General features: G+C 72.2%; 18 protein-coding genes. 6 read left to right on the plus strand and 12 right to left on the minus strand.

Going from position 1 to position 25,038, the window contains the following annotated elements; translation table 11 throughout:
- Positions 1 to 95: 95 nt before the first annotated feature.
- Positions 96 to 1,682: a glutamine-hydrolyzing GMP synthase gene (guaA, locus tag AB0D48_RS13840; protein WP_362395049.1), complete on the minus strand. Its 1,587-nt coding sequence runs from the start codon at positions 1,680 to 1,682 to the stop codon at positions 96 to 98.
- Between the two features lie 209 nt (positions 1,683 to 1,891).
- Here guaA and AB0D48_RS13845 point away from each other — a divergent pair, with 209 nt between their 5' ends.
- Positions 1,892 to 2,242: a chorismate mutase gene (locus AB0D48_RS13845; RefSeq protein ID WP_362395464.1), complete on the plus strand. Its 351-nt coding sequence runs from the start codon at positions 1,892 to 1,894 to the stop codon at positions 2,240 to 2,242.
- 440 nt (positions 2,243 to 2,682) lie between these two features.
- Here AB0D48_RS13845 and AB0D48_RS13850 read toward each other — a convergent pair whose 3' ends face one another.
- The 6 genes from AB0D48_RS13850 to AB0D48_RS13875 form a co-directional block, all read right to left on the minus strand.
- Entirely contained in the window at positions 2,683 to 4,485 is a 1,803-nt protein-coding gene (locus AB0D48_RS13850) for a GMC family oxidoreductase (protein ID WP_362395052.1), read from the minus strand.
- A gap of 9 nt (positions 4,486 to 4,494) precedes the next feature.
- Complete coding sequence (locus AB0D48_RS13855; protein ID WP_362395055.1) at positions 4,495 to 6,123, minus strand: succinic semialdehyde dehydrogenase; 1,629 nt, start codon at positions 6,121 to 6,123, stop codon at positions 4,495 to 4,497.
- A 93-nt stretch (positions 6,124 to 6,216) separates the two neighbouring features.
- Positions 6,217 to 7,845: a serine/threonine-protein kinase gene (locus AB0D48_RS13860; RefSeq protein WP_362395058.1), complete on the minus strand. Its 1,629-nt coding sequence runs from the start codon at positions 7,843 to 7,845 to the stop codon at positions 6,217 to 6,219.
- Positions 7,846 to 7,970: 125 nt separating this feature from the next.
- Positions 7,971 to 10,514 (minus strand): protein kinase, encoded by a 2,544-nt coding sequence (locus tag AB0D48_RS13865; RefSeq protein ID WP_362395061.1) that lies wholly within the window; start codon positions 10,512 to 10,514, stop codon positions 7,971 to 7,973.
- A gap of 78 nt (positions 10,515 to 10,592) precedes the next feature.
- Positions 10,593 to 12,863, minus strand: a complete 2,271-nt coding sequence (locus tag AB0D48_RS13870; RefSeq protein WP_362395064.1) for a serine/threonine-protein kinase — start codon at positions 12,861 to 12,863, stop codon at positions 10,593 to 10,595.
- A 458-nt stretch (positions 12,864 to 13,321) separates the two neighbouring features.
- Entirely contained in the window at positions 13,322 to 15,028 is a 1,707-nt protein-coding gene (locus tag AB0D48_RS13875; protein ID WP_362395067.1) for a glycerol-3-phosphate dehydrogenase/oxidase, read from the minus strand.
- Positions 15,029 to 15,285: 257 nt separating this feature from the next.
- Here AB0D48_RS13875 and AB0D48_RS13880 point away from each other — a divergent pair, with 257 nt between their 5' ends.
- Together AB0D48_RS13880 and AB0D48_RS13885 are read left to right on the plus strand one after the other, a co-directional pair.
- Positions 15,286 to 16,515 (plus strand): nucleotide sugar dehydrogenase, encoded by a 1,230-nt coding sequence (locus AB0D48_RS13880; RefSeq protein WP_362395070.1) that lies wholly within the window; start codon positions 15,286 to 15,288, stop codon positions 16,513 to 16,515.
- 120 nt (positions 16,516 to 16,635) lie between these two features.
- A complete protein-coding gene (locus AB0D48_RS13885; protein WP_362395073.1) occupies positions 16,636 to 17,112 on the plus strand; it encodes a hypothetical protein in 477 nt (158 codons plus the stop codon).
- Between the two features lie 83 nt (positions 17,113 to 17,195).
- On the opposite strand, the gene AB0D48_RS13890 is transcribed toward AB0D48_RS13885, so the two are convergent.
- The 4 genes from AB0D48_RS13890 to AB0D48_RS13905 form a co-directional block, all read right to left on the minus strand.
- On the minus strand, positions 17,196 to 18,320 hold the full coding sequence (locus tag AB0D48_RS13890) for a GuaB3 family IMP dehydrogenase-related protein (protein WP_266785469.1): 1,125 nt from the start codon (positions 18,318 to 18,320) through the stop codon (positions 17,196 to 17,198).
- A 144-nt stretch (positions 18,321 to 18,464) separates the two neighbouring features.
- Entirely contained in the window at positions 18,465 to 19,964 is a 1,500-nt protein-coding gene (gene guaB, locus AB0D48_RS13895; RefSeq protein WP_362395077.1) for an IMP dehydrogenase, read from the minus strand.
- Between the two features lie 162 nt (positions 19,965 to 20,126).
- Positions 20,127 to 20,756: a sigma-70 family RNA polymerase sigma factor gene (locus AB0D48_RS13900; protein WP_030389108.1), complete on the minus strand. Its 630-nt coding sequence runs from the start codon at positions 20,754 to 20,756 to the stop codon at positions 20,127 to 20,129.
- A gap of 278 nt (positions 20,757 to 21,034) precedes the next feature.
- Positions 21,035 to 21,646 carry a response regulator transcription factor gene (locus AB0D48_RS13905; protein WP_003948568.1) on the minus strand — a complete coding sequence of 204 codons (612 nt, stop codon included), beginning with the start codon at positions 21,644 to 21,646 and terminating at the stop codon, positions 21,035 to 21,037.
- 379 nt (positions 21,647 to 22,025) lie between these two features.
- Between AB0D48_RS13905 and AB0D48_RS13910 the strand changes: the two genes are divergently transcribed.
- The gene (locus tag AB0D48_RS13910; protein ID WP_053786417.1) at positions 22,026 to 22,352 is read left to right on the plus strand and encodes a WhiB family transcriptional regulator; all 327 of its coding nucleotides are present in this window, start codon (positions 22,026 to 22,028) and stop codon (positions 22,350 to 22,352) included.
- Between the two features lie 130 nt (positions 22,353 to 22,482).
- On the opposite strand, the gene AB0D48_RS13915 is transcribed toward AB0D48_RS13910, so the two are convergent.
- Complete coding sequence (locus AB0D48_RS13915) at positions 22,483 to 23,382, minus strand: LysR family transcriptional regulator (RefSeq protein WP_362395082.1); 900 nt, start codon at positions 23,380 to 23,382, stop codon at positions 22,483 to 22,485.
- Between the two features lie 89 nt (positions 23,383 to 23,471).
- On the opposite strand from AB0D48_RS13915, the gene AB0D48_RS13920 reads away from it, so the two are divergent.
- Together AB0D48_RS13920 and AB0D48_RS13925 are read left to right on the plus strand one after the other, a co-directional pair.
- Positions 23,472 to 24,158: an MOSC domain-containing protein gene (locus AB0D48_RS13920; protein ID WP_362395467.1), complete on the plus strand. Its 687-nt coding sequence runs from the start codon at positions 23,472 to 23,474 to the stop codon at positions 24,156 to 24,158.
- 31 nt (positions 24,159 to 24,189) lie between these two features.
- Positions 24,190 to 24,963, plus strand: coding sequence for an SDR family oxidoreductase (locus AB0D48_RS13925; protein WP_362395084.1), 774 nt, complete (start codon positions 24,190 to 24,192; stop codon positions 24,961 to 24,963).
- The last annotated feature ends 75 nt before the right edge of the window (positions 24,964 to 25,038 follow it).

Below are 25,038 nucleotides of genomic sequence, written 5' to 3' on the forward strand. Positions count from 1 at the left end.
GCCGCGTGAGGAGAACAGGGCCGCGCACGCGCGAAACGACGGCGCCGCCGCTCAGCCTGGCTGAGCGGCGGCGCCGTCGTGCGGGGCAGGGCCCCTTACTCCCACTCGATGGTGCCCGGGGGCTTGCTCGTGCAGTCCAGGACCACACGGTTCACGTCCGCCACCTCGTTGGTGATGCGGGTGGAGATCTTCGCGAGCACCTCGTAGGGCATGCGCGTCCAGTCCGCGGTCATCGCGTCCTCGGAGGAGACGGGGCGCAGCACGATCGGGTGGCCGTAGGTACGGCCGTCGCCCTGGACGCCGACGCTGCGGACGTCCGCGAGCAGGACGACCGGGCACTGCCAGATCTCGCGGTCCAGGCCGGCCGCGGTGAGCTCGTGGCGGGCGATGGCGTCGGCCTCGCGGAGCAGGTCCAGGCGCTCCTTGGTGACCTCGCCGACGATGCGGATGCCCAGGCCGGGGCCGGGGAAGGGCTGGCGCTGGACGATCTCGTCCGGCAGGCCGAGCTCCTGGCCGACCATCCGGACCTCGTCCTTGAACAGCTGGCGCAGCGGCTCGACGAGCTCGAACTCGATGTCGTCGGGGAGGCCGCCCACGTTGTGGTGGGACTTGATGTTCGCGGTGCCGGTGCCGCCGCCGGACTCGACGACGTCCGGGTACAGGGTGCCCTGGACCAGGAAGGCCACTGCCGGGCCGTCCTCCTGGAGGATCTCCAGCTGGGCCTGCTCGAAGACGCGGATGAACTCGCGGCCGATGATCTTGCGCTTGGTCTCCGGGTCGGACACCCCGGCCAGCGCGGTCAGGAAGCGCTCCTGCGCGTCGACGACCTTCAGCTGCACGCCGGTGGCGGCGACGAAGTCCTTCTCGACCTGCTCGGTCTCGCCCTTGCGCATCAGGCCGTGGTCGACGTACACGCAGGTCAGCTGCGAGCCGATGGCCTTCTGCACGAGCGCCGCGGCCACAGCCGAGTCCACGCCGCCGGAGAGGCCGCAGATGGCGCGCTTGTCGCCGACCTGCTCGCGGATGGCCGCGATCTGCTCCTCGACGATGTTGCCGGTGGTCCAGGTGGGGGCCAGGCCGGCGCCGCGGTAGAGGAAGTGCTCCAGGATCTGCTGGCCGTGCGTGGAGTGCATGACCTCGGGGTGGTACTGGACCCCGTACAGCTTCTTGTCGTCGTTCTCGAAGGCCGCGACCGGGACGACGTTCGTCGACGCGGTGACGGTGAAGCCCTCGGGGGCGGCGGAGCAGGCGTCACCGTGGGACATCCACACCGACTGGTGCTCGGGGGTGCCCTCGAAGAGGGTGGAGCCGGCCTTGGAGACGGCCAGCGGGGTGCGGCCGTACTCACGGGCGCCGGTGTTGTCGACCTGGCCGCCGAGGGTGGTCGCCATCAGCTGGAAGCCGTAGCACATGCCGAAGACGGGGACGCCGGCCTCGAACAGGGAACGGTCGAGCTGCGGGGCGCCCTCCTCGTAGACGGAGGACGGGCCGCCGGAGAGGATGATCGCCTTGGGGTTCTTGGCCAGCATCTCGTCGACGGGCATCGAGCTCGGCACGATCTCGCTGTAGACCCGTGCCTCGCGGACGCGGCGGGCGATGAGCTGGGCGTACTGGGCGCCGAAGTCGACGACGAGAACCGTGTCCGGGGCGCTGTCGTGGGCGGCGGAGGGTGCTTCTGGCACGGGGCGGCCTTCCGGCGGAAGAGGTGGCTGTTTTGTCGATTCTAACGGGGGACGTCCACCCCTCTTCGTCTCACCATCCGAACCGGCTTTGGCCGGGAGGGGGACGGAAGGCAATAATCCCTTCCATGCGCAAGCAGCTGAGCTTCCTCTTTACCTATGGCACCGGCCGGTCCGGTCGCCATGGGTCCTCGTGATGCTCGCTTGAGCCGCTGACTTCCCAGAGCGCCCCGGTCCGACAGGACCCGGGGCGCTCTGGCGTTTCCGCTCCTGTCGGCACAACCCGCAGGAGACAAGAAATGACCACCATCACCACCACCCCCGAGCAGCTGATCGCCGACTCCCGTGCGCGCATCGACTCCCTCGACGACCGGATCATCGGCCTGATCCAGGAGCGCATGGCCGTCTCGACGGTCATCCAGGAGGCCCGGATCACCTCCGGCGGCCGCAGGGTGCACCTGTCGCGCGAGATGGAGGTGCTCTCACACTGGAGCGACGCCCTCGGAAAGCCCGGCACCGCCTTGGCCATGACCCTGCTGGAGCTGTGCCGGGGCCGCGTCTGACGGGTGTTCGTCACTCGTCCGGACCGTGACCGCCTCAGGAGCCCTTCGTTGGTGAGGATGTCCGCGTCAGCCAGGCGCGGGACCGCAACACCACGCGTGGCTCCCCCGGAGCGATGAGACGCACGCCCCGTGGAGCGTGCGTCGTGGGACCTCGCTCCCTCGCGTGACCGGACGGCAGGGGACAGCAGCCCGGTCACCCCGTAAAGGGCGGCCGGCCCAGGGGACGCCCCGGGCCGGCCGTTCCGCGTTCCCGTTCCGCGTTCCCGTTCCGCCCGCACGCCCCTCGGGTCCCTCGCGTAGCACATGCACACTTCGCTGTGTGATCGACACCACAGCCCAGGATGCGGGATTCCGGTACAACCATCCGTACCGACTGCCTGTCACTCATGTACCGCGGTGGGTACCGCGCTCGGAGGGGGAGCGCGGTACCGACCCGGTCGTCAGGCCGGGTCCGCGGCCTTGGGCGGGATCTCCGGGACCGCCAGGAACGGCAGCCGCAGCGCGCCGAAGGCCTCCTCCGGAACCGCCGGACGGACCGGTTCCACCGCCGCGAGGCGCACGTAACCCGCTCCCTGCTCCGGCCGCGTGTCCTGCTCGCCCTTGTTCGGCCAGTAAGACATCGCCCGCTCGGCCTGCGCCGTGATCGTCAGCGACGGGTTGACCCCCAGGTTCGCGGAGACCGCCGAACCGTCCACGACCGAGATCCCCGGGTGCCCGTAGAGCCGGTGGTACGGGTCCAGCACGCCCTCCCCAGCCGACGCGCCGATCGCGCAGCCGCCGAGGAAGTGCGCGGTCAGCGGGGTCCCCATCAGCTCGCCGACGTTGCTGCCGGGAAAGCCGTTGATCTCCTCGGCGAGCAGGGTCGCGGCCCGGGTCGCCTCCGCGATCTGGACCGGGTTCGGGGCGCCGTGTCCCTGGCGGGCGGTCAGCAGGCCCTTGCCGATCCCGCCGGGCTTGCGGTAGGTCGTCAGGGAGTTGTCCAGCGACTGCATGACCAGGCCGATGATGGTCCGCTCTGACCAGCGCCGGTTGGAGAGCGAGCGGACCAGCTGCAGGGGGTGGCGGGCGGTGCGGGCGAACCAGGCGCGGACCCGGTGCTGGGCGTAGGGCACCTGGAGGACGGTCATGAACCCCATGGCGTTGGAGCCCTTGCCGTAGCGGACGGGCTCGATGTGGGTGTCGGCGTTGGGGTGCACCGAGGAGGTGATCGCCACGCCCTTGGTGAAGTCGGCCCGCCGGTCGGCGCCGTGCCGTTTGCGGTAGCGGCGGTCGTCGGTCTGCGCGCCGACCAGGCCCTCCGAGTTGGTCCGGGTCAGATCCCCGAGCCGGTCCGAGACCCTCGGCAGCTCCCCCAGGTCCTTCATCGTGTGCAGCAGGGTCTGGGTGCCGTACGTGCCCGCCGCGACGACCACGTACCGGGCGCGCAGCACCTTGGCGTTGCGGGAGCGCCGGCCGTCGGTGGGGACCGTACGGACGCGGTAGCCGCCCTCGGGGTGTTCGGAGAGCGCGGTGACCGTGGTCAGGGGGTGGATGACGGCGCCCGCGCGCTCGGCGAGGTGCAGGTAGTTCTCGTTCAGGGTGTTCTTCGCGCCGTGCCGGCAGCCGGTCATGCACTCGCCGCACTCGGTGCAGGCCTTGCGGGCGGGCCCGGCGCCGCCGAAGTACGGGTCCGGGACCTCCTGGCCGGGGCGGGCCTCGGGGCCGCCCTCGGCGTCCGCGCCGTCGCCGAAGAAGACGCCGACCGGGGCCATGTGGAAGGAGTCCGCCACGCCCATCTTCTCGGCGGCCGCCTTGAGGTGGACGTCGGAGGGGGTCATGGTCGGGTTGAGGCGCACGCCGAGCATCCGCTTGGCCTGGTCGTAGTACGGCGTGAGCTCCTCGCGCCAGTCGGTGATGGACGCCCACTGCCGGTCCTCGAAGAAGGCGGCGGGCGGCACGTACAGGGTGTTGGCGTAGTTGAGCGAGCCGCCGCCCACGCCGGCGCCCGCGAGCACCATCACGTTGCCGAGCAGGTGGATCCGCTGGATGCCGTACAGCCCGAGGGCCGGGGCCCACAGGTAGTTCCGCAGGTCCCAGCTGTTCTTGGGCAGGCTCTCGCGGGTGAAGCGGCGGCCGGCCTCCAGGACGCCGACCCGGTAGCCCTTCTCGGTCAGGCGCAGGGCCGAGACCGAGCCCCCGAAGCCCGATCCGATGACGATGACGTCGTAGTCGTATGCGGCGTCGGATGCGTCGTCGTGCGACACGGATACCCCTTAGCGCAGTCGGAGGGCCTTCATGATCTTGAGGCTGCGGGTCATGAACGCCGCGTACTTCTCGTCGTCCATGCCCAGCGAAGGCGCCATCGGGAGCAGCCGCTGGTGGGCGACGGTCTGGGCCTCGGTGTACTTGAGGATGCCCTCGGAGCCGTGGCGGCGGCCGAGGCCGGAGTCCTTCATACCGCCCATGGGCGCCCGGGCGCTGCCGTAGGCGGGGGCGTAGCCCTCGTTGATGTTGACGGTGCCGGTGCGAAGGCGGGCGGCGACGGCGTGGCCGCGGCGGGAGTCCTTGGTCCAGACGCTGGAGTTCAGGCCGTAGGCGGTGGCGTTGGCGTCCTCGATCGCCTGGTCCTCGTCGGTGAAGCGGTAGACCGAGACGACCGGGCCGAAGGTCTCCTCGCCGCACACCGCCATGGGCGCCTCGACGCCGTCGAGGATGGTGGGCTCGTAGAAGAGGGGGCCGATGTCGGGGCGGGCGGTGCCGCCGGCGACGAGGGTGGCGCCCTTGGCGACGGCCTCGTCCACGTGCCGCTGTACGGTCTCCAGCTGGCGCTCGCCGACCAACGAGCCCATGTCGGCGCCGTAGGCGAGGGAACTGCCGAGGCGCATCGCCTTGGTGCGGGCGGCGAAGCGGGCCACGAACTCGTCGGCGATCGAGGCGTGCACGTAGAGCCGCTCGATGGAGATGCACAGCTGGCCCGCGGAGGAGAAGCAGGCGCGGACGGCGCCCGCGGCGGCCTTCTCGACGTCGGCGTCGTGCAGCACCAGCATGGCGTTCTTGCCGCCGAGTTCGAGGGAGACGCCGACGAGGCGGGCGGCCGCCCCCTGGGCGACCTCCCGGCCGGTACGGGTGGAGCCGGTGAAGGAGACGTAGTCGGCGTGCCGGACCACCTCGGGGCCGACGACCGGCCCCTCGCCGAGGACGATCTGGAAGACCTCGGCGGGCAGGCCCGCCTCGATCAGCAGGTCGCGGGCCCACAGGGCCGTCAGCGCGGTCTCGGTGTCGGGCTTCATGACGAGGGCGTTGCCCGCCACGAAGGCGGGCAGGGCGTCGCCGACCGACAGTTCGAGCGGGTAGTTCCAGGGCGCTATCTGGCCGACGACCCCGCGCGGCTGGCGCAGCTCGGTGACCTTGGTGAGGGTGGGCATGGCGCCCGTGTGGCCCTTGGGGCGCAGGTACGAGGGGGCCTTGCGGCCGTAGTGGCGGGCCGCGATGGCGACGGCCTGGACCTCCTCGTGGGCGTGCAGGCGAGCCTTGCCGGTCTCCAGCTGTATGAGGTCGAGGACCTCGGCCTGCCGGGCCAGGACCAGGTCGTGGAAGCGCAGCAGGACCGCGGCCCGCTTGCGTACGGGGACGGCCGCCCAGGCGGGCTGGGCGGCGCGGGCCCGGTCGAAGGCCTCGGCGACGTCCTCGGGGGTGGCTTCGGGGAGTTCGGCCAGCCGGTCCCCGGTGAAGGGGGTGTGGTTGGCGGTGCGGCCGGAGCCGATCACTCCGCGGGTGAGGCGGGCGACCAGGTCGGGCGTCACCACGTCGGCGGCGGTGCGGGCGCCGGCCGGGGCCGGGGCGACCGGGTTGGTGGGTTCCGGTGCGGTGCGGAGGGGGGCCGGGGCCTGCGAGTCCGTCATGGCGGTGAGCGTATTGCGCCCGGAAGGCTTTGGATACCCGTCGGTAACCGGATTTTGCCATTTCCGCCAGTGATCGCTGGCAGGATGACGGAATCAGGGCTTCGCGGCAGGCGGCTCCCAGCCGCTGAGCACGATGTCGAAGTGCTGCTGGGTCGTGGCCCAGTCGGCGGCCGGGCTCGACATGTAGACGGCGTACTCCGTGCCGTCCGGGGCGATGTACATCTGCTCCTTGGCCCGGCGCGGACCGGGGTGGTTCTGCTTCTCCGTCCAGCTGAAGTCCCAGAGCGCGGCCCGGGTGCTGTCCCGGAAGGTGTTCTGGTTCAGCCACTGCTTCTTGTAGTCCGTCCGCTTCTGCACCTGCTTCTCAAGGTCGAGCAGGTGCGCGAGCGGGTTCACGTAGTCCGGGGTGGAGTCGACGGCGATCCGGATGAAGTGGTTCCCGTTGTCCGGGGTGTAGTCGATCTGGTCGCCGTTCATCTGGCGCGTCCAGCCGTCCGGGACGAAGAGGGTGAAGCCGGTGGGGTCGACGACCTCGGTGTACCCGGCCGGCGGCCGCTGGTCGGGGGCGCTCGCGGTCTTGTCCGCGTCGTCGCCCTTTTCGCCGGTGTACTTCAGCACCGCGAAGACACCGCCCCCGCCCAGCAGCGCCGCCACCAGGGCGACGGCCGCGGCGCGCTTGACCCAGCCCGACGACGGAGCCTCGGCGGGAGCGGGGACCGGCCCGGCGGGCCCGCCAGGCCCTCCCTGTCCGCCCGAGTCCGGCAGTGGGGCCGTCGCCGCGAGGTCCACGACCGGGGCCGGGTGGGCCGGCGCCTCGGGCCGCTCCTGCGCGGGGGCGAGTTCCTCCGAGGTCACCGCGCGCGTCGGCACGTACGCCTGCGCGGCCTTCGGCGCCCGGCCCTCCATCGCCTCCAGCAGCATCCGCTCGGCCTCCGGGGCCGTGGGCCGCTCCTGCGGATCCTTGCGCAGCAATGCCGTGATGACCGGCCCCAGCGCCCCGGCCTGGCGCAGCGCCGGCGGTTCGTCGTTCACCACGGCCTGGAGGCTGGAGATGGGCGAGGTGCGGCGGAAGGGCGAACGGGCCTCCACCGCCGTGTACAGGGTGGCGCCCAGCGACCACAGGTCGGAGGCCGTGCCCGGCGTCCCGCCGGTGACCCGCTCGGGGGCCAGGTAGTCGATGGAGCCGACGATCTCACCGGTGCGCGTGATGGAGGAATCCCCCTCGATCGCGGCGATCCCGAAGTCCGTGAGCAGCACCCGGCCGTCCTTGGCCAGCAGCACGTTGCCCGGCTTCACGTCCCGGTGCAGTACGCCGACCGCGTGCGCGGCCCGCAGCGCGCCCAGCACGTGCAACCCGATCCTGGCCGCCTCGCGGGGCTCGATCCGCCCGGCCGCCTTAGCCGCGTCCGCGAGGGAGGGGCCGTCGATGTACTCCATGACGATCCAAGGCCGGTCGTCGTGCTCCAGCACGTCGTGGACGACGACGACCGCCGGGTGCTGGATCCGGGCCGCGGCCCGGGCCTCCTTCTGCGTCCGGGCGTGCATGACGTCCCGGTCGGCCTGGGCCACGTACAGACCCGCCGTCAGTTCCTTGACGGCGACGGTCCTGTGGAGCAGCTCGTCATGCGCGCGCCACACCTTGCCCATGCCGCCGCGGCCGATCGGCTCGACGAGCCGATACCGGCCCGCCAGCACGGCGCCCCCACCTGTCTGCTGTTCCACGAAACCCCGCCGCTCTCTGCACTTCAGGCCAGATTACGGAGCCCACGGGGGCTGCCGGAACCGCCCGGCCGCCGAAAGGCGGCACTGTGACGCAATCGCCGCACTGACCGTCCGTCAGGCTGCCTTCAGCCGCCCGACTTGTAACTCGCCGTGGCCTTGTCGAAGACTTCGGTGACCTTGCCCTGCTCGTCCTCCGGACCGGTCACCATGACGACGTGGTAGCTGCCGCCGAGCGCGACGACGAAGTTGCGGGCGAAGACGTTGCGGCCGGTTCCGTCGATCCACGTGTAGCGGCCGGTGGCGCGCAGTTGCTGCCCGACCTTGGTGGACTTGACGTCGCCGACGGTGGACCAGGTGGAGGTGCGGTACGGGGTCAGCTCCTGCTCCTTGTCCTTCTGGTACGCCGCCGGGTCCGGGTTGCCCTCGACCTTGTCCCGGCCGGGGACGACGGTCAGGGTGAACTGCCCCCCGGTGTAGCGCACCTGACCCGCCTCGTTGATGCCGCGGCGCTCCCAGCCGTCGGGGACCGCGATCTCGAAGTGCTCCGGGTCCTGCTGCGTGGTGTAGCCGGCCGGGGCGGGAACCGGCGCGGCCGTCGGGGCGGTCGGGGGCGGCGTGGTGGTCTGGGGCGCGGGCTTGGACTCGGGGGTGCCGCTGGGCACGTGGGACGGGCTCTGCTTGGGCGGTGTCTGCGCGCCGGTGCCCGGTTCCCGGGGATCGGCGGACCGGGGCATGAACAGCATCGCGTACGCCACGGCTCCGGCGAGCAGGACCAGGATGCCGACGAGCAGGGTCCGGCCCAGGGAACGGGGCTTGCGGGGGGCCGCGGGGTTGCGGTGCCGCCCGTGGAGCTCGCCGCGGCGGCGGACGACGGGCAGCCTCGCGGGATCGGGCTCCGGCATCGGGAGCATGGCGAAGCCGGCCTCGGGCTCGGGGGCGGACCGTACGAGCGAGCGCAGCCAGCCGCGGAGCTCCTCGAAGTCGGGGCGCTCGGTCGGGTCCTGACGCAGCAGCGACTCCACGACCGGGCGGAGCGCGCCGCACTCCTCCGCGAAGGCGGGGGGCTCGGCACAGACCATTTCGACGAGCTCGACGACGCTGTCCTCGGGATACGGGGCGTGCCCCTGCACGGCCCGGTACAGCAGCGCGCCGAGCGCCCAGAGGTCGGTGGCGGGGCCGACGGGGGGTGCCAGCTGCCAGTGCCCGTGCACGGGGCCGGCCTGTTCGGGAGCCCACCGCTCGGTGACGGCTCCGACGACGGCCATCCGCGTCTGGCGCGCCCGCTCGGCGTCCAGCCCGCTCCGGGGGCCTGCCCAGCCGGTGCCCGCCCCGGTGCCGACGCCGGCACCGGTGCCCGCCCCGGTGCCCGTGCCGGTGCCGGAGCCCGTGCCGGTGCCGGAACCCGGCTGCGGCTGCGGCTGCGGCTGCGGTCGGGCCGGTGCGGTGTCGGCCTGGCGGTAGCCCCGCGGCAGCGCGAGCTGGGCGGGCAGCGCGGGGTGCTGCGGCCCCGGCTCCGGCTCCGGCTCGGGCTCCCGGTCGGGCACGGCCTCCGGCGTGGGCTCGGCCCGGTCGGGTGGGGAAAGGGCCGGGCGGCGGGGGGTGGCGCCGTGCCAGGCGGTGACACCGGTCTCCGGGCCGCCGTACGGGTACGAGTACCCCTGCGGGAGGGTAGACCCCTGCGGCCTCGGCTCCGGCACGACCACGGGCTCGGCCTTGCGCTGCTCGCCGACCTCGGCGGCGGCGGCCCGCGCCCCTGCCCGGTACGCGGCGATGGCCCCGGCCCGCGCGGCGGCATTGAGCTCGGGCCGCTCCTGCGGACGTGCGGGGGTGATGTGGTCGTTGTACCGCGGCCCGGTGTCGTACCCGGGAGCCACGAGCGGCGCGTAACCGGCCTCGGGCACGGGCTGCGGCCCGGGCTCGTGGCCCGCCGGGGCGTCCGGACGGCCCCATCCCGCGTCCATGCGGGAGCCGACGGACCCCGCACCCGGGACGGCCGCACGGACGGACCCGTCGCCCCTTCCGGTCTCCCGGCCCGCCGGGCGGCCCGGGCCTCCCCACCCCGCGTCACCGCCGGAGACCCCGGTGTCGGCGGTGCCCGGGACGGGGTCGTACCCGCAGAGGGCCTCCTCCGCCGCTCCGGCCGCGAGGCCGGTCAGCACGACCCGCCCGTCGTCGCAGACCAGCACCGTCCGCACGGTGATGTTCCGGTGGGTCCAGCCGTGCGCGTGCAGCACCCGCAGCGCGGTCAGCACGTCCGAGGCCACCTCGGCCGCCCGGTAGGGGCTCAGCGGTTCATCGGCTATCAACGCCGCCAGCGGCCTGGCAGGGACCAGTTCGCTCACTATCCACAGCGACCCGTCCTCGGCGAACACGTCGAAGACCTGGTCCAGCCGGGGGTGGTCGGGGATGGAGGCCGCGGCCTGCGCCGCCTCGATCGCGCGGCGCACTGCCGGCAGATCGCCCGCGGCGCGGCGCCCCGCCGCCGGGACGGCCCGCTGCCCGTCCAGCAGTTCGGCGTCCACGACCTCCGGCAACGGCACCTGCCGCACCAGGACTTCCTGCCCGCTGCGGGTGTCGAAGGCCCGGGTCTCGACCAGTTCGTACTCGTCCGTCGGCGGGAGCGGCAGACGGTAACGGTGAGCCAGGATCCGGCCCGCGTAGTCCTCCACATCGCCTCCCCCGAGTGCGGCGGGGTCCCCGTGGCCCCGCTGCCACGATACGTCGCGCGGGCCGCCCGCGTCCCGAGGTCAGCCGAGCATCTGGAAGGTCTCGAACGCGGTGCTGCGCATCTGCGTGCACTCGGGGCCGTCCCACTGGTCCGCAGGGCAGCTGATCATGATGGCGTAGCCGTGCGTCGCGTCCGCCCTGAAGCCGCGGTTGAGAACCCGGACCTTCATGCCGCCCTGCTCTCGCTCGAACTCCCAGTCCGCGACGGTCGGGTAGTTCCGGTACGTCGTCGTGTTGATGCCGATCAGTCGGTAGTTCTTGCTGCTGTTCGCGGTGGACGGAGCCAGGCTCAGCCAGGCGGAACGCGCGTCGTCACCGGGTTTGGCGTTGTAGTCGACCTGGATCCGCGGGAAGCCGCCGTCGCGGCTGTATATCCCGCCGGAGTTCTCGCCCGCCGTGCCCGTACGGTGGAAGCCCGCGGGCATGGCCATGGAGAAGTGGAAGCCCAGATCCGTCAGCACGGCGTATCCCTCGGGGAGTGCGCCGCCCGCTCCCCCGGGCTGTGCGCCTTGGCCCTGGACCTGGCCGGCGGACGGGGTCTGCTGTCCCTGTCCCTGCCCCTGACCCTGGCCGCCGGGGGTGGCGTTGCCGTTGGCCCCGCCCTGCTCGCCGGGCTTCGCCGAGGGCTGGGGAGCCGACGGGGTGGCGCCCGGGGACTGGTCGGCCGACGCGGAGGGGGTGGTCTTGCCGCCCTTGCCCTCGTCCTTGTGGCCGTCCGTGTCGTCGCCGCTGACGGCGTAGGCGATGAGCGAGCCGACCGCCGCGATGACGACCAGCACTGCGGCTATCGCGAGCGCGATGGTGCGGCGCGGCATGACGTCGGTGAGCGGGGCCGCCACCGGGCCGGTCCTGGCCGTGGGCCTGGGCTCGGACGCCGGCGCCTCCGCGGCCGTGGCCGCCGTGGTGGCGGAGGCGACCGCCGCCGCCTTGCGGGCCGACTTCAGCGCGGCGCGGGCGCGTTCGCGCTGCTCGCGCTCCCGCCGCTCGCGTTCCTTCTTCGCCGCCTTCTCGGCGGCCTTCTCGGCGGCGACCTTGTCCGCGGCCGCCTTGGCGTCCGCCAGCGAGATCTGCCGGGTCTCTTCGGCAGCCGGGGCCGCCACGGGAGCCGGAGCGGGCTCGGGGGCGTTGACGACGGCGGTGAGCATCGCCCGCGCCCGGACGTCGTCGAGGCGGTGGGCCGGGTCCTTGGCGAGCAGGCCGTAGATGACCTCGGTCAGCGGGCCGGCGTTCTTGGGCGGCTCGACCGGCTCGGTCATCACCGCGGTGAGGGTGGCGAGGGCGGAGCCCTTGTCGTACGGCGGCACGCCCTCGACGGCGGCGTACAGCAGGCCTCCGAGCGACCACATGTCGGCGGGCGGCCCGGGCTTGTAACCGCGGGCGCGCTCCGGGGAGATGTAGGAGGGTGCGCCGACGAGCATGCCGGTGGAGGTGACGGAGGGGTCGCCCTCGACCTGCGCGATGCCGAAGTCGGTGAGGACGACGCGGCCGGTGGCGGCGATGAGCACGTTGGACGGCTTGACGTCCCGGTGCAGGATGCCCTGGCCGTGCGCGGCGCGCAGGACGTCGAGCACCGCGAGGCCGACCTCGGCGGCGCGGTGCGGGGTGAGGGGGCCGTTCTCCCGGATGAACTCGGCGAGCGAGGGGCCCTCGATGAGCTCCATGACGATCCAGGGGCGGGCGTCCTCGTCGACGACGTCGAAGACGGTGACCGCGCCTCCGCTCCGGATCCGGGCGATGGCCTTGGCCTCGCGGAGGGTGCGGGTGATGAGGCGGCGCTTCTCGTCCTCGTCGACCCCGCTGCCGAAGCGGAGTTCCTTGACGGCGACGATCCGGCCGAGGGTCTCGTCCTCCGCCCGCCAGACGGTACCCATGCCGCCCTTGCCGAGCACGGCGCCCAGCCGGTACCTGCCCGCGAGCAGCCGGCCCTTGTCCTGGCCGTCCCCCGCCGACTTGGCGGCCTCGGCCCTGGCCTTGACCTCGGCGGCGACGGCATCGGCCTTCTCCACCACGGGATTGACGGGCTTCGCCGGGTCGGCCCCGGCCGCCGCGGGCTTCGCATCCGCCGGCTCCGCCACAGGAGCGGGCACGGCCTCGTCGGCCTTGGGCTTCGCAGTGGGCGCGGCCCCGGCCTTGATGCCCTCAGCCTTGATGCCCCCGGCCTTGGCCCCCTCGGCCTTCGCCGCGGGCTTCGCGTCCTCGGCCTTCGCCGCGGGCTTCGCGTCCTCGGCCTTGGGCTTCGCAGCGGGCTTCGCGCCCTTGGTCCCGGCCTTGGACGCACCGGCGTCAGTCACCGGCTTCGCGTCCTCGGGCTCCGCCGCGGGAGCAGGTTCGGCCTGGCCGGCCTCGGACTCCGCCGCAGACGCAGCCCCAGCCCCAGCCGCAGCCGCAGCCCCAGCCGCAGGCTTGGCATCCTCCGGCTTCGCCGCAGGCGTGGCGGCGGCCACCGGCTTCGCGTCCTCGGGCTCACCCTTCGTCAACCCCGGCTTCGCAGCCTCAGGCTTCGCGCCCTCAACAGGCGCGGCCTCGGCCGACTCAGCCGGAGCCGCAACCCCCACATCGTCGGGCTTCGCCGCAGGCGTCCCGTGCTCCGGCTTCGACATGCGTCCCCTCTGCGATCGTGCCGCCCGCTCCGGCGGCCCCGGCAGCTGCCGGGGTCCGCGGTAACCCGCCCCGGCAGATCCCTCATTGTTCCTCACTCCGCAACGGACGGGCGCCCCGGGTCCGCGGTTCCCCCTTCCGCATCCCGGAGTTACAACGGAACGATGTCGGGTGCCCCCAGCCGCGCCGCGTCCGCCGTCTGGTCGTCGGGCTGGCGCTGCGACTCCCGCTCCGCCTGGACCCTCTTCTCGTAGTGCTCCACTTCCTTCTCGATCTGCTGCTTGTCCCACCCCAGCACCGGCGCCATCAACTCCGCGCACTCGCGCGCCGACCGCGTCCCCCGGTCGAAGGTCTCGATCGAGATCCGCGTCCGCCGCGTCAGCACGTCGTCCAGGTGCCGCGCCCCCTCGTGCGAGGCGGCGTACACGATCTCGGCCCGCAGGTAGTCTTCCGCCCCGGCCACCGGCTCCCCCAGCCCCGGGTCGGCGGCGATCAGGTCCAGCAACTCCTCCGTCAGCGATCCGTACCGGTTCAACAGGTGCTCCACCCGCACCACATGAAGACCCGTCCGGGCCGCGGTCCTCGCCCGCGCGTTCCACAGCGCCCGGTACCCCTCCGCGCCCACCAGCGGCACGTCCTCCGTCACGCACTCGGCGACCCGCTGGTCCAGCCCGTGCACCGCCTCGTCGACCGCGTCCTTCGCCATGACCCGGTACGTCGTGTACTTGCCGCCCGCGACCACCACCAGCCCCGGCACCGGGTGCGCCACCGTGTGCTCGCGCGACAGCTTGCTCGTCGCGTCCGACTCCCCGGCCAGCAACGGCCGCAGTCCCGCGTACACGCCTTGTACGTCGTCACGCGTCAGGGGTACCGACAGCACCGAGTTCACGTGCTCCAGCAGGTAGTCGATGTCCGCGCTCGACGCCGCCGGGTGCGCCTTGTCCAGGTCCCAGTCGGTGTCCGTGGTCCCCACGATCCAGTGCCGGCCCCAGGGGATGACGAACAGCACCGACTTCTCCGTCCGCAGGATCAGCCCGGTGCTCGAATGGATCCGGTCCTTCGGTACGACCAGGTGGATGCCCTTCGACGCCCGCACGTGGAACTGCCCGCGCTCCCCGATCAGCGCCTGGGTGTCGTCCGTCCATACCCCCGTCGCGTTCACGACCTGCTTCGCGCGGATCTCGTACTCCCCGCCGCCCTCGACGTCACGCACCCGCGCTCCGACCACCCGTTCGCCCTCGCGCAGGAAGCCGATCACCCTCGCCCGGTTGGCGCAGTGCGCCCCGTACGCCGCGGCCGTCCGCACCAGCGTGGCCACGTACCGCGCGTCGTCCATCTGGGCGTCGTAGTACTGCAGGGCTCCCACCAGCGCGTCCTTGCGCAACGCCGGCGCCACCCGCAGGGCTCGCTTGCGCGACAGGTGCCGGTGCACCGGCAGCCCCCGCCCGTGCCCGCTGGAGACCGACATCGCGTCGTAGAGCGCGACGCCCGAGCCCGCGTACAGCCGCTCCCAGCCCTTGTGCTGCAAGGGGTAGAGGAACGGCACCGGTTTCACGAGGTGCGGCGCGAGGCGCTCCAGCAGCAGGCCGCGCTCCTTCAGCGCCTCCCGTACGAGGGCGAAGTCGAGCATCTCCAGATACCGCAGGCCGCCGTGGATGAGCTTGCTCGACCTGCTCGACGTGCCGGACGCCCAGTCGCGCGCCTCGACCAGCCCGGTCGACAGACCTCTGGTCGCCGCGTCGAGCGCGGTGCCGGCGCCGACCACGCCCGCGCCCACGACCAGTACGTCCAGCTCCCGCTCGGCCATCCGGGCGAGGGCCTCGGCCCGCTGCGCCGGTCCCAGTGTCGCTGTCCTCACGGCTGCCTCCCGTTGGTGCGGGTGTTCCCCGCGTCGTGCGGGTGATCCCGCTCACATGCCCCGTTTCATGATTCTGACCGCCCGCACCCACATCAGCCACCGCCTGTGGACAACACAACGGCGACCTCCACCCCAGAATGCGACATATCTTTCATATATACGCCTAGTCTGACATTGCGCCAGCTCCCTCCGGGCTTTGCCCGTCCACAGGACTTGCGCGCGCATCCCCCTTATGTCAGGGAAGGGACGGCACCCCCATGCCCGCAGACCTCGCCGTCATCGGACTCGGCCATCTCGGCCTCCCCCTCGCCCAGGCGGCCGTCGCCGCCGGGATCGAGACGGTCGGCTACGACAGCGGTCCGGTCACGGACTCCACCCTCACCGCCGCCGAGATCCGCCGCATGTCGGCGGCCGGCTTCCGGGTCACCACCAACCCCGCCGAGCTCGGCCGGGTCCGCACCGCCGTCATCTGCGCGCCCACCCAGCTCGGCGCCGATCGCGCACTGGACCTGTCCGCCGTCGGCGAGGCCGGGCACGCCCTCGCCGCCCGGCTGCGCCCCCACACCACCGTGATCCTCGAATCCGCCGTCCACCCGGGCGTCACCGAGGACTACCTCCGCCCGATCCTCGAAGAGGGCTCCGGACTCCGGGCGGGCCGCGACTTCCATCTGGCCTACTCCCCCAGCCGCCTCGACCCGGGCAACCGCACGCACTGCATCGCCAACACCCCTAAGGTGATCGGCGGCCTCACCCCCGCCTGCACGGAGTCCGCGCACGCCTTCTACGCGCGTCTCGCCGAGAAGGTCGTCCGCGCCCGCGGCCTGCGCGAGGCCGAGACCGTACAGCTCCTGGAGACCAACTACCGGCACGTGAACATCGCCCTCATGAACGAGATGGCGGTGCTCTGCCACGACCTCGGCGTCGACCTGTGGGACGTCATCCGCTGCGCCGAGACCAAGCCGTACGGCTTCCAGGCGTTCCGCCCCGGCCCCGGGGTCGGCGGCCACGGAGTTCCCCTCGACCCGAACTACCTCCCCCACACCACCCGCACCCCCGGCCACCCCCTGCGCATGATCGGCCTGGCACAGGAGATCAACAACCGGATGCCGCAGTACGTCATCCAGCGGTCCGCCACCCTGCTGAACGAACACGGCAAATCCGCCCGCGGCGCCCGCGTCCTCCTCCTGGGCGTCACCTACAAACCGGACCTCGCCGACCAGGAGGGCTCCCCGGCCCGCGAGATCGCCAGCCGTCTCCTCGACCTGGGGGCGCTCGTCAGCTACCACGACCCGTTCATCGCGGGCTGGCGGGTCCGGGACCAGCCGGTTCCCCGTGCCGAATCGTTGTACGAGGCCGCCGCCAACGCGGACCTGACGATCCTGCTCCAGCACCACCGCACGTACGACCTGCAAGGCCTCGCGGTGAAGGCCCAGTTGCTCCTGGACACCCGTGGCGCCAGCCCCGCGGGCGCCGCCCACCGCCTCTGACCGCCCGGGAAATCCCCCTCACGGATGTCATGGCCGCCTGCTAGCCTGCGGCGTCACTTATCTCGCACATACGTCCCCCTGGACACGTGTGCCCCACGCATCCCTTGGGGGGGATCACCCATGAGCCAGAACATCCAGCCGCCCGCGCCCGACTCCTTCACCGCGGCGCCGGCCGCTCCGGCCCCGGCCCGCACCGGCAACATCGGTCTCGGCATCGTCGCCGCCGTCGTCGCGGCCCTGGTCGCGGCCGGTGCCTACGGCGCCATCATGAACGCCATCGACCGCGAGATCGGCTACGCCGCGGCCGGCGTCGGCCTCCTCGTCGGCCTCGCCGCCGGCAAGCTCGGCGGCCGCAACCCGGTCCTGCCGGTGGTCGCCGCGGCGCTCTCGCTCGGCGCCGTCTACCTCGGCCAGCTCTTCTTCATCGCCCTCGTGCTCGCCGACTACGGCAACGTCGGCGTGTTCGAGGTCCTCGACAAGGCCGGCGTCGGCGGCCTCGCCGACATCTGGAAGGAAGGCGCGGACTTCAAGACCTATCTCTTCATCGCGCTCGGCGGCTTCGTCGCCTTCGGCGCGGCCAAGAAGGTCAGCGACTGACCCGGCCCCACCTCGCACACGCCGGAGGGCCGGCACCCCTAGCGGGGTGCCGGCCCTCCGGCGTACGTACGGGAAAGAGCCGGTCAGCGGCTGTGCTGCGAGTCCGCGACCGTGACCTCGACCCGCTGGAACTCCTTGAGCTCGCTGTAGCCGGTGGTGGCCATCGAGCGGCGCAGCGCGCCGAAGATGTTCATCGAGCCGTCCGGGGTGTGCGAAGGACCGGTGAGGATCTCCTCGGTGGTGCCGACGGTGCCCAGGTCGACCTTCTTGCCGCGGGGCACGTCCTCGTGGACGGCCTCCATGCCCCAGTGGTTGCCCTTGCCGGGCGCGTCCGTGGCACGGGCGAGCGGGGAGCCCATCATCACGGCGTCCGCGCCGCAGGCGACGGCCTTCGGGATGTCGCCGGACCAGCCCACGCCGCCGTCGGCGATCACGTGCACGTAGCGGCCGCCGGACTCGTCCATGTAGTCGCGGCGGGCCGCGGCCACGTCCGCGACGGCGGTCGCCATCGGGACCTGGATGCCGAGCACGTTGCGCGTGGTGTGCGCGGCGCCGCCGCCGAAGCCGACCAGGACACCCGCGGCGCCGGTGCGCATCAGGTGCAGGGCCGCGGTGTAGGTGGCGCAGCCGCCCACGATGACCGGGACGTCGAGCTCGTAGATGAACTGCTTGAGGTTCAGCGGCTCGGCGGCGCCGGAGACGTGCTCCGCCGACACGGTGGTGCCGCGGATCACGAAGATGTCCACGCCCGCGTCCACGACGGCCTTGGAGAACTCGGCGGTGCGCTGCGGGGAGAGCGCGGCGGCGGTGACGACGCCCGAGTCGCGCACCTCCTTGATGCGCTGCCGGATCAGGTCCGCCTGGATCGGCGCGGAGTAGATCTCCTGGAGACGGCGGGTCGCGGACTCCTCGTCCAGCTCCGTGATCTCGTCGAGCAGCGGCTGCGGGTCCTCGTAGCGGGTCCACAGGCCTTCGAGGTTCAGCACGCCGAGGCCGCCGAGCTCGCCGATGCGGATCGCGGTCTGCGGGGAGACGACCGAGTCCATGGGGGCGGCCAGGAAGGGGAGCTCGAAGCGGTACGCGTCGATCTGCCAGGCGATCGAGACCTCCTTCGGGTCCCGGGTACGCCGGCTCGGGACGATGGCGATGTCGTCGAACGCGTACGCCCTGCGGCCGCGCTTGCCGCGCCCGATCTCGATCTCAGTCACGTGTGGTGGCCTTTCCTCTGGGTCTGCCCGTCCAGTATCCCCGAACGCCGGAGAGTCGCGTTCCCATGACCGCTGTACGGACGGCACGGCGGGCACGGCGAAGGGGCGGGCCCGACGGGCCCGCCCCTTCCACGGTCACTCTGTTCAGCCCTTGCGGCTGTAGTTCGGTGCTTCGACCGTCATCTGGATGTCGTGCGGGTGGCTCTCCTTGAGGCCCGCCGAGGTGATCCGGACGAAACGGCCCCGGTCCTGCAGCTCGGGGACCGTGCGGCCGCCGACGTAGAACATCGACTGACGCAGGCCGCCGACGAGCTGGTGCACGACCGCGGAGAGCGGGCCGCGGTAGGGAACCTGGCCCTCGATGCCCTCGGGGATGAGCTTGTCGTCGCCGCCCACGCCCTCCTGGAAGTAGCGGTCCTTGGAGAAGGAGCGCTGGTCGCCGCGGGACTGCATCGCGCCGAGCGAGCCCATGCCGCGGTACGACTTGAACTGCTTGCCGTTGATGAAGAGCAGCTCGCCCGGGGACTCCTCGCAGCCCGCGAGCAGCGAGCCGAGCATCACCGTGTCGGCGCCCGCGACCAGGGCCTTCGCGATGTCGCCGGAGTACTGGAGGCCGCCGTCGCCGATGACGGGGACGCCCGCGGCCTTGGCGGCCAGCGAGGCCTCGTAGATCGCGGTGACCTGCGGGACGCCGATGCCGGCGACCACGCGGGTGGTGCAGATGGAGCCCGGGCCGACACCGACCTTGATGCCGTCGCAGCCGGCGTCGATCAGCGCCTGGGCGCCGTCGCGGGTGGCGACGTTGCCGCCGATGACGTCCACGCCCGAGTTCGACTTGATCTTGGCGACCATGTCGCCGACGAGACGGGAGTGGCCGTGCGCGGTGTCGACGACGATGAAGTCGGCGCCCGCCTCGATCAGGGCCTGGGCGCGGTCGTACGCGTCACCGGCGACACCGACGGCCGCGCCGACGAGCAGCCGGCCCTCCCTGTCCTTGGCGGCGTTCGGGTACTTCTCGGCCTTGACGAAGTCCTTGACCGTGATGAGGCCCTTGAGGATGCCCGCGTCGTCGACCAGCGGAAGCTTCTCGATCTTGTGGCGGCGCAGCAGCTCCATGGCGTCCACGCCGGAGATGCCGACCTTGCCCGTGACCAGCGGCATCGGGGTCATGACCTCGCGCACCTGGCGGCTGCGGTCCGACTCGAAGGCCATGTCGCGGTTGGTGACGATGCCGAGCAGCTTGCCCGCCGCGTCCGTGACCGGGACGCCGGAGATGCGGAACTTCGCGCAGAGCTGGTCGGCCTCGCCGAGGGTCGCGTCCGGGTGCACCGTGATCGGGTCGGTGACCATGCCGGACTCGGAGCGCTTGACCAGGTCGACCTGGTTGGCCTGGTCGGCGATCGACAGGTTGCGGTGCAGTACGCCGACGCCGCCCTGGCGGGCCATCGCGATGGCCATGCGGGCCTCGGTGACCTTGTCCATCGCAGCGGACAGCAGTGGAACGTTCACGCGCACGTTCCGGGAGATGAGGGAAGAGGTGTCGATCGCATCAGGCGACATGTCCGACGCGCCCGGCAGCAGCAGCACGTCGTCGTAGGTCAGTCCGAGCGTGGCGAATTTGTCGGGCACTCCGTCGGCGGTCATGACACCTTCCCAAATGGTCTTGCTCAGCGCGGATGTCCATGCTAACGGGATCCCGACGCGTCTCATTCCACGACCAAGGTCAAGCAGAAGTTTCGTAGTTTCCTACGGAGATCCCTTCTGGGATTTCCCGCGGGACACCTGGCGGCATTCCCGCAGGGAGTCCTACTGCTCGGCGAGCGCGCGGAGCCGGCTGAGCGCCCGGTGCTGGGCGACGCGCACCGCCCCGGGGGACATGCCGAGCATCTGCCCGGTCTCCTCGGCGGTCAGCCCGACGGCCACCCGCAGTACGAGGAGCTCGCGCTGGTTCTCCGGAAGGTTGGCCAGCAACTTCTTGGCCCAGGCCGCGTCACTGCTGAGCAGTGCCCGCTCCTCCGGACCCAGCGAGTCGTCGGGCCGCTCCGGCATCTCGTCCGAGGGCACGGCCGTGCTGCCCGGGTGCCGCATGGCGGCCCGCTGCAGGTCGGCGACCTTGTGCGCGGCGATCGCGAAGACGAAGGCCTCGAAGGGCCGCCCGGTGTCCCGGTAGCGCGGCAGGGCCATCAGGACGGCGACGCAGACTTCCTGCGCCAGGTCCTCCACGAAATGGCGGGCGTCACCCGGGAGCCGCGAGAGCCGGGTGCGGCAGTAGCGGATGGCGAGCGGGTGGACGAACGCGAGCAGGTCGTGCGTGGCCTGCTCGTCGCCCTCCACGGCTCGGCGTACGAGCGCGCTGACACCCCCGGCACTACCGCCTTTGGCGGCGCCGGTGGGGCCTGTGGCCGCGGGTGACCCCAGGGCCTCGTCGTCACGCATCAATCCATGGTGCCTTGACGCCGGAGCATCCGTGGCACCACGGCCGGTTTCGTGCATCGAAGCGTTATGAGCGGGTGCGCCGGAACTCATGATTGCGCCCTCCCCTCCCGCTCGGCCGAATGGTCCCCAAGGACGGGGACCCCACATCTCCAAGAATGCGGCACACCCTCAAGGATGCGGCATCGCGCACGAAGCGACACGTCCCCCGGATTGTGCCCCGCCAATCCCCGGGTGCGCACCGGGTACGGCGGGACACGGACCGGACCGCGACCCGTGGGTCAGCGGACCAGGCCCCAGCGGAAACCGAGCGCCACGGCGTGCGCCCGGTCCGAGGCGCCGAGCTTCTTGAACAGCCTGCGGGCGTGCGTCTTGACCGTGTCCTCGGAGAGGAAGAGCTCGCGCCCGATCTCCGCGTTGGACCGGCCGTGGCTCATGCCTTCCAGCACCTGGATCTCACGGGCGGTGAGGGTGGGCGCCGCGCCCATCTCGGCCGAGCGGAGCCGGCGCGGGGCCAGCCGCCAGGTCGGGTCGGCGAGGGCCTGGGTGACCGTGGCCCGCAGTTCGGCGCGCGAGGCGTCCTTGTGCAGATAGCCCCGGGCGCCGGCGGCGACCGCGAGGGCCACGCCGTCCAGGTCCTCGGCGACCGTCAGCATGATGATGCGGGCGCCGGGGTCGGCCGAGAGCAGCCGGCGGACCGTCTCCACACCGCCGAGACCGGGCATCCGTACATCCATCAGAATCAGGTCGGAGCGGTCGGCACCCCAGCGGCGGAGGACTTCCTCGCCGTTGGCAGCCGTCGTCACACGCTCGACGCCGGGCACGGTGGCAACCGCGCGACGGAGCGCCTCTCGGGCAAGCGGGGAGTCGTCGCAGACGAGGACGGATGTCATGACCGCCCTCCGCAGCTGCTGATGCGCGTCACCTTGAGCCTCCAGGCTGGTACGTATCGTCACCTGTGCGGTCGATGCTCCCGGACACCTGTCCGAGAACTTATTGGTTCAACCGCCTTCGCACTCTCAACGATGGTCACTCGAAAGAGTTACGGGTCGGACGGACACCTTCAGCACTCTACGTGAGGATGCGATCACGGCGGTGGAGGCACGAGCCGCTCGTCCTCCATCTGGAGCTATGCCCTATTTGGCGGCTTTCCTTCCGTTTGGCACGTGTCTGAGGCTAGATTCCCAATGAGTCATATTTACATCTACTCCGACAGTAGGTGTGGAGACATGGACCGTATCCGCCTCAGTATCGGCACCAAGAGGACTACCAATGGCAGATTTCTCCCGCCTCCCCGGACCGAACGCCGACCTCTGGGACTGGCAGCTGCTCGCCGCCTGCCGCGGGGTCGACAGCTCCCTCTTCTTCCACCCGGAAGGCGAGCGGGGCGCGGCCAGGAGCGCGCGCGAGGCCTCGGCTAAAGAGGTCTGCATGCGATGCCCGGTTCGTTCGGAATGCGCCGCGCACGCACTCGCCGTCCGCGAGCCCTACGGGGTGTGGGGAGGCCTCACCGAGGACGAGCGCGAGGAACTGATGGGCCGCGCCCGGCATCGCCTGATCCCCGCATCCAGCACGATCGGACCGATCCCGCCGCACTGATACGAGTACAAACGTCCGAAGGAACGTTGCTGCGGTGTCCGCGAGATTCTCGGACCGCCGCCGTGCCCGGGCGTGTCGCAGTCCTGCGTGGAACGTCACGCGTTCGGCCGTACCCGACGCATGAGTACGGTCAGCGCGTGGCGGCCCGCTCCAGCTCGTCCAGGGTCGCGGCCACCGCCGGGACCCTGGCCAGGTCGGGCAGGGTCAGCGCCACGACCTCCCGCTCGACGGCCGGCTCCACGGCCACCGTGCTCACGCCCTTCGCCCGTACGGACTCCACCGCGAGCTCCGGCACCACCGCGACGCCCAGCCCGGCGCCGACCAGGCCGACCACCGCCGGATAGTCGTCGGTCGCGAAGTCGATCCGCGGGGTGAAGCCCGCGTTCTCGCACACCTCCACCAGATGGCGGCGGCAGCGCGGACAGCCCGCGATCCAGGGCTCGTCGGCCAGCTCCGCCATGCCCACGCGCTCCGCCCCGGCCAGCCGGTGCCCGTCGGGGACCAGCCCGACGAGGCGGTCGGTCAGCAGCGGGCGCACGACGAGGTCCTCCCACTCCGCGACGGAACCCGCCGATCCGCCGTACCGGAAGGCCAGCGCCAGGTCGCAGTCCCCCTCGCGCAGCATCTCCACCGAGCGCGGCGGTTCGGCCTCGACCAGGGAGACGCGGGTGCCCGGGTGCTCGGCGCGCATCGCGGCGAGCGCGGTGGGCACCAGCGTGGAGCTGCCGCTGGGGAAGGACACCAGCCGGACCCGGCCCGCGCGCAGCCCGGCGATGGCCGCGACCTCCTCCTCGGCCGCGGTCAGCCCGGCCAGGATGCCCGAGGCGTGCCGGACCAGGGCCTCACCGGCCTGGGTCAGCCGCATCTCGCGGCCGGTGCGGATGAGCAGCGGGGTGCCGGCCGACTGCTCCAGCGCCTTCATCTGCTGGGAGACGGCCGGCTGGGTGCAGCCGAGCTCGCGGGCGGCGGCGGAGAAGGAGCCGGTCCCGGCGACAGCGCGCAGAACCCGGAGATGTCGTGCCTCGATCACCTTTCGAGCATAAGCCCTGCTTTGACCGTCGCGCGAATACCGTCGTGACACTTTGGGGCACGCTCGGTTAGCGTGTGGGCATGGGTCCCATGCATCTGATCTCCGTCAACGTCGGCCGCGCCGAGGCCGTCGACTACACCGACGCGGAGGGCGGGGTGACGGGCCACGGCAAGCGCCCGGTCCCCGGACCGGTCCGCGTCTTCGCCCCGGGCCCCAGGGCAACCGGCCTCGGCAGCGGCCTGGAGGGCGACGCCGTGTGCGACCGCCGCCACCACGGTGGCGACCACCAGGCCGTCTACGCATACGCGCGCGAGGACCTGGACCTCTGGGAGGCCGAGCTGGGCCGCGAGCTGCCCGGCGGGATCTTCGGCGAGAACTTCACCACCTCCGGCATCGACCTGAACGGCGCGCGTCTCGGCGACCGCTGGCGGGTCGGCGCGGACCTGGTCCTCGAAGTCGCCTCGGCCCGCATCCCGTGCCGGACCTTCCAGGGGGCCCTCGGCGAGAGCGCCTGGGTCAGGCGGTTCACCCAGGCGGCGCGGCCGGGCGCGTACCTGCGGGTGATCGAGGAGGGGTCGGCCTCCCCCGGCGACGCCATCGAGGTCATCCACCGCGCGGACCACGAGGTGACGGTGGAGTTCTGGTTCCGCGCGTTCACGACGGAGCGCGCCCTGCTGCCGCGCACCCTGGCGGCGGGTACCGCGATGGAGCCGGAGGGCCACGAGACCGTGCGCCGGTACGTGGAGAAGTACGGGGCCGGAGCCGGGGCGAGGTAGAACCGACACCCGGGGCGGCTAGGTTGCGCCTATGACGACTGCGTTGATTACGGGATCCACGGCGGGCATCGGCGCCGCCTTCGCCCGGCGGCTCGCCGCCCAGGGCCACAACCTGGTGCTGGTGGCGCGCGACACCAAGCGGCTGGGAGAGCAGGCCACCGAGCTGCACGACCGGCACGGCATCGAGGCCGAGGTGCTGGCCGCCGACCTGTCCGCCGAGGAGGGCATCGCGGCGGTCGAGGAGCGCCTCGGCGACCGCACCCACCCGGTCGACCTGCTGGTCAACAACGCCGGCTTCGGCAACAAGGGCCGCTACCTCGAGGTCTCCATGGCCGACGAGCTCACCATGCTGAAGGTGCACGTCGAGGCGGTCCTGCGGCTGACCTCGGCGGCCGCCGGATCGATGCGCTCGCGCGGCCGCGGCGGCGTGATCAACGTGGCCTCGGTGGCCGCCTTCGTACCGCGCGGCACGTACGGGGCGAGCAAGGCCTGGGTCGTGCAGTTCACCCAGGGCGCGGCGAAGGACATGGCGGGATCCGGGGTTCGGATGATGGCGCTCTGCCCCGGCTTCGTCCGGACGGAGTTCCACCAGCGTGCGGGCATGGGCACGGACAACATCCCCGGCTGGATGTGGCTCGACGCCGACAAGCTCGTGGCCGCGGCGCTGGCCGACCTGGCGCGGGGGAAGACGGTGTCGATCCCGGACCCGCGGTACAAGGCGCTGATGGGCGTGGTGAAGCTGACGCCGCGCGGGCTGCTGGGCGGCGTGTCCTCGCGTACGGGCCGCAAGTACGGTCCCCAGTAGCCGCCCGCGTACTCACCGGTAGACCGGCCAACTCGGCGAAATCTCCCTAAAATAGACATGCCCCATCGAGCCCGG

Source organism: Streptomyces sp. NPDC048269 (assembly GCF_040652395.1).
GTDB lineage: Bacteria > Actinomycetota > Actinomycetes > Streptomycetales > Streptomycetaceae > Streptomyces.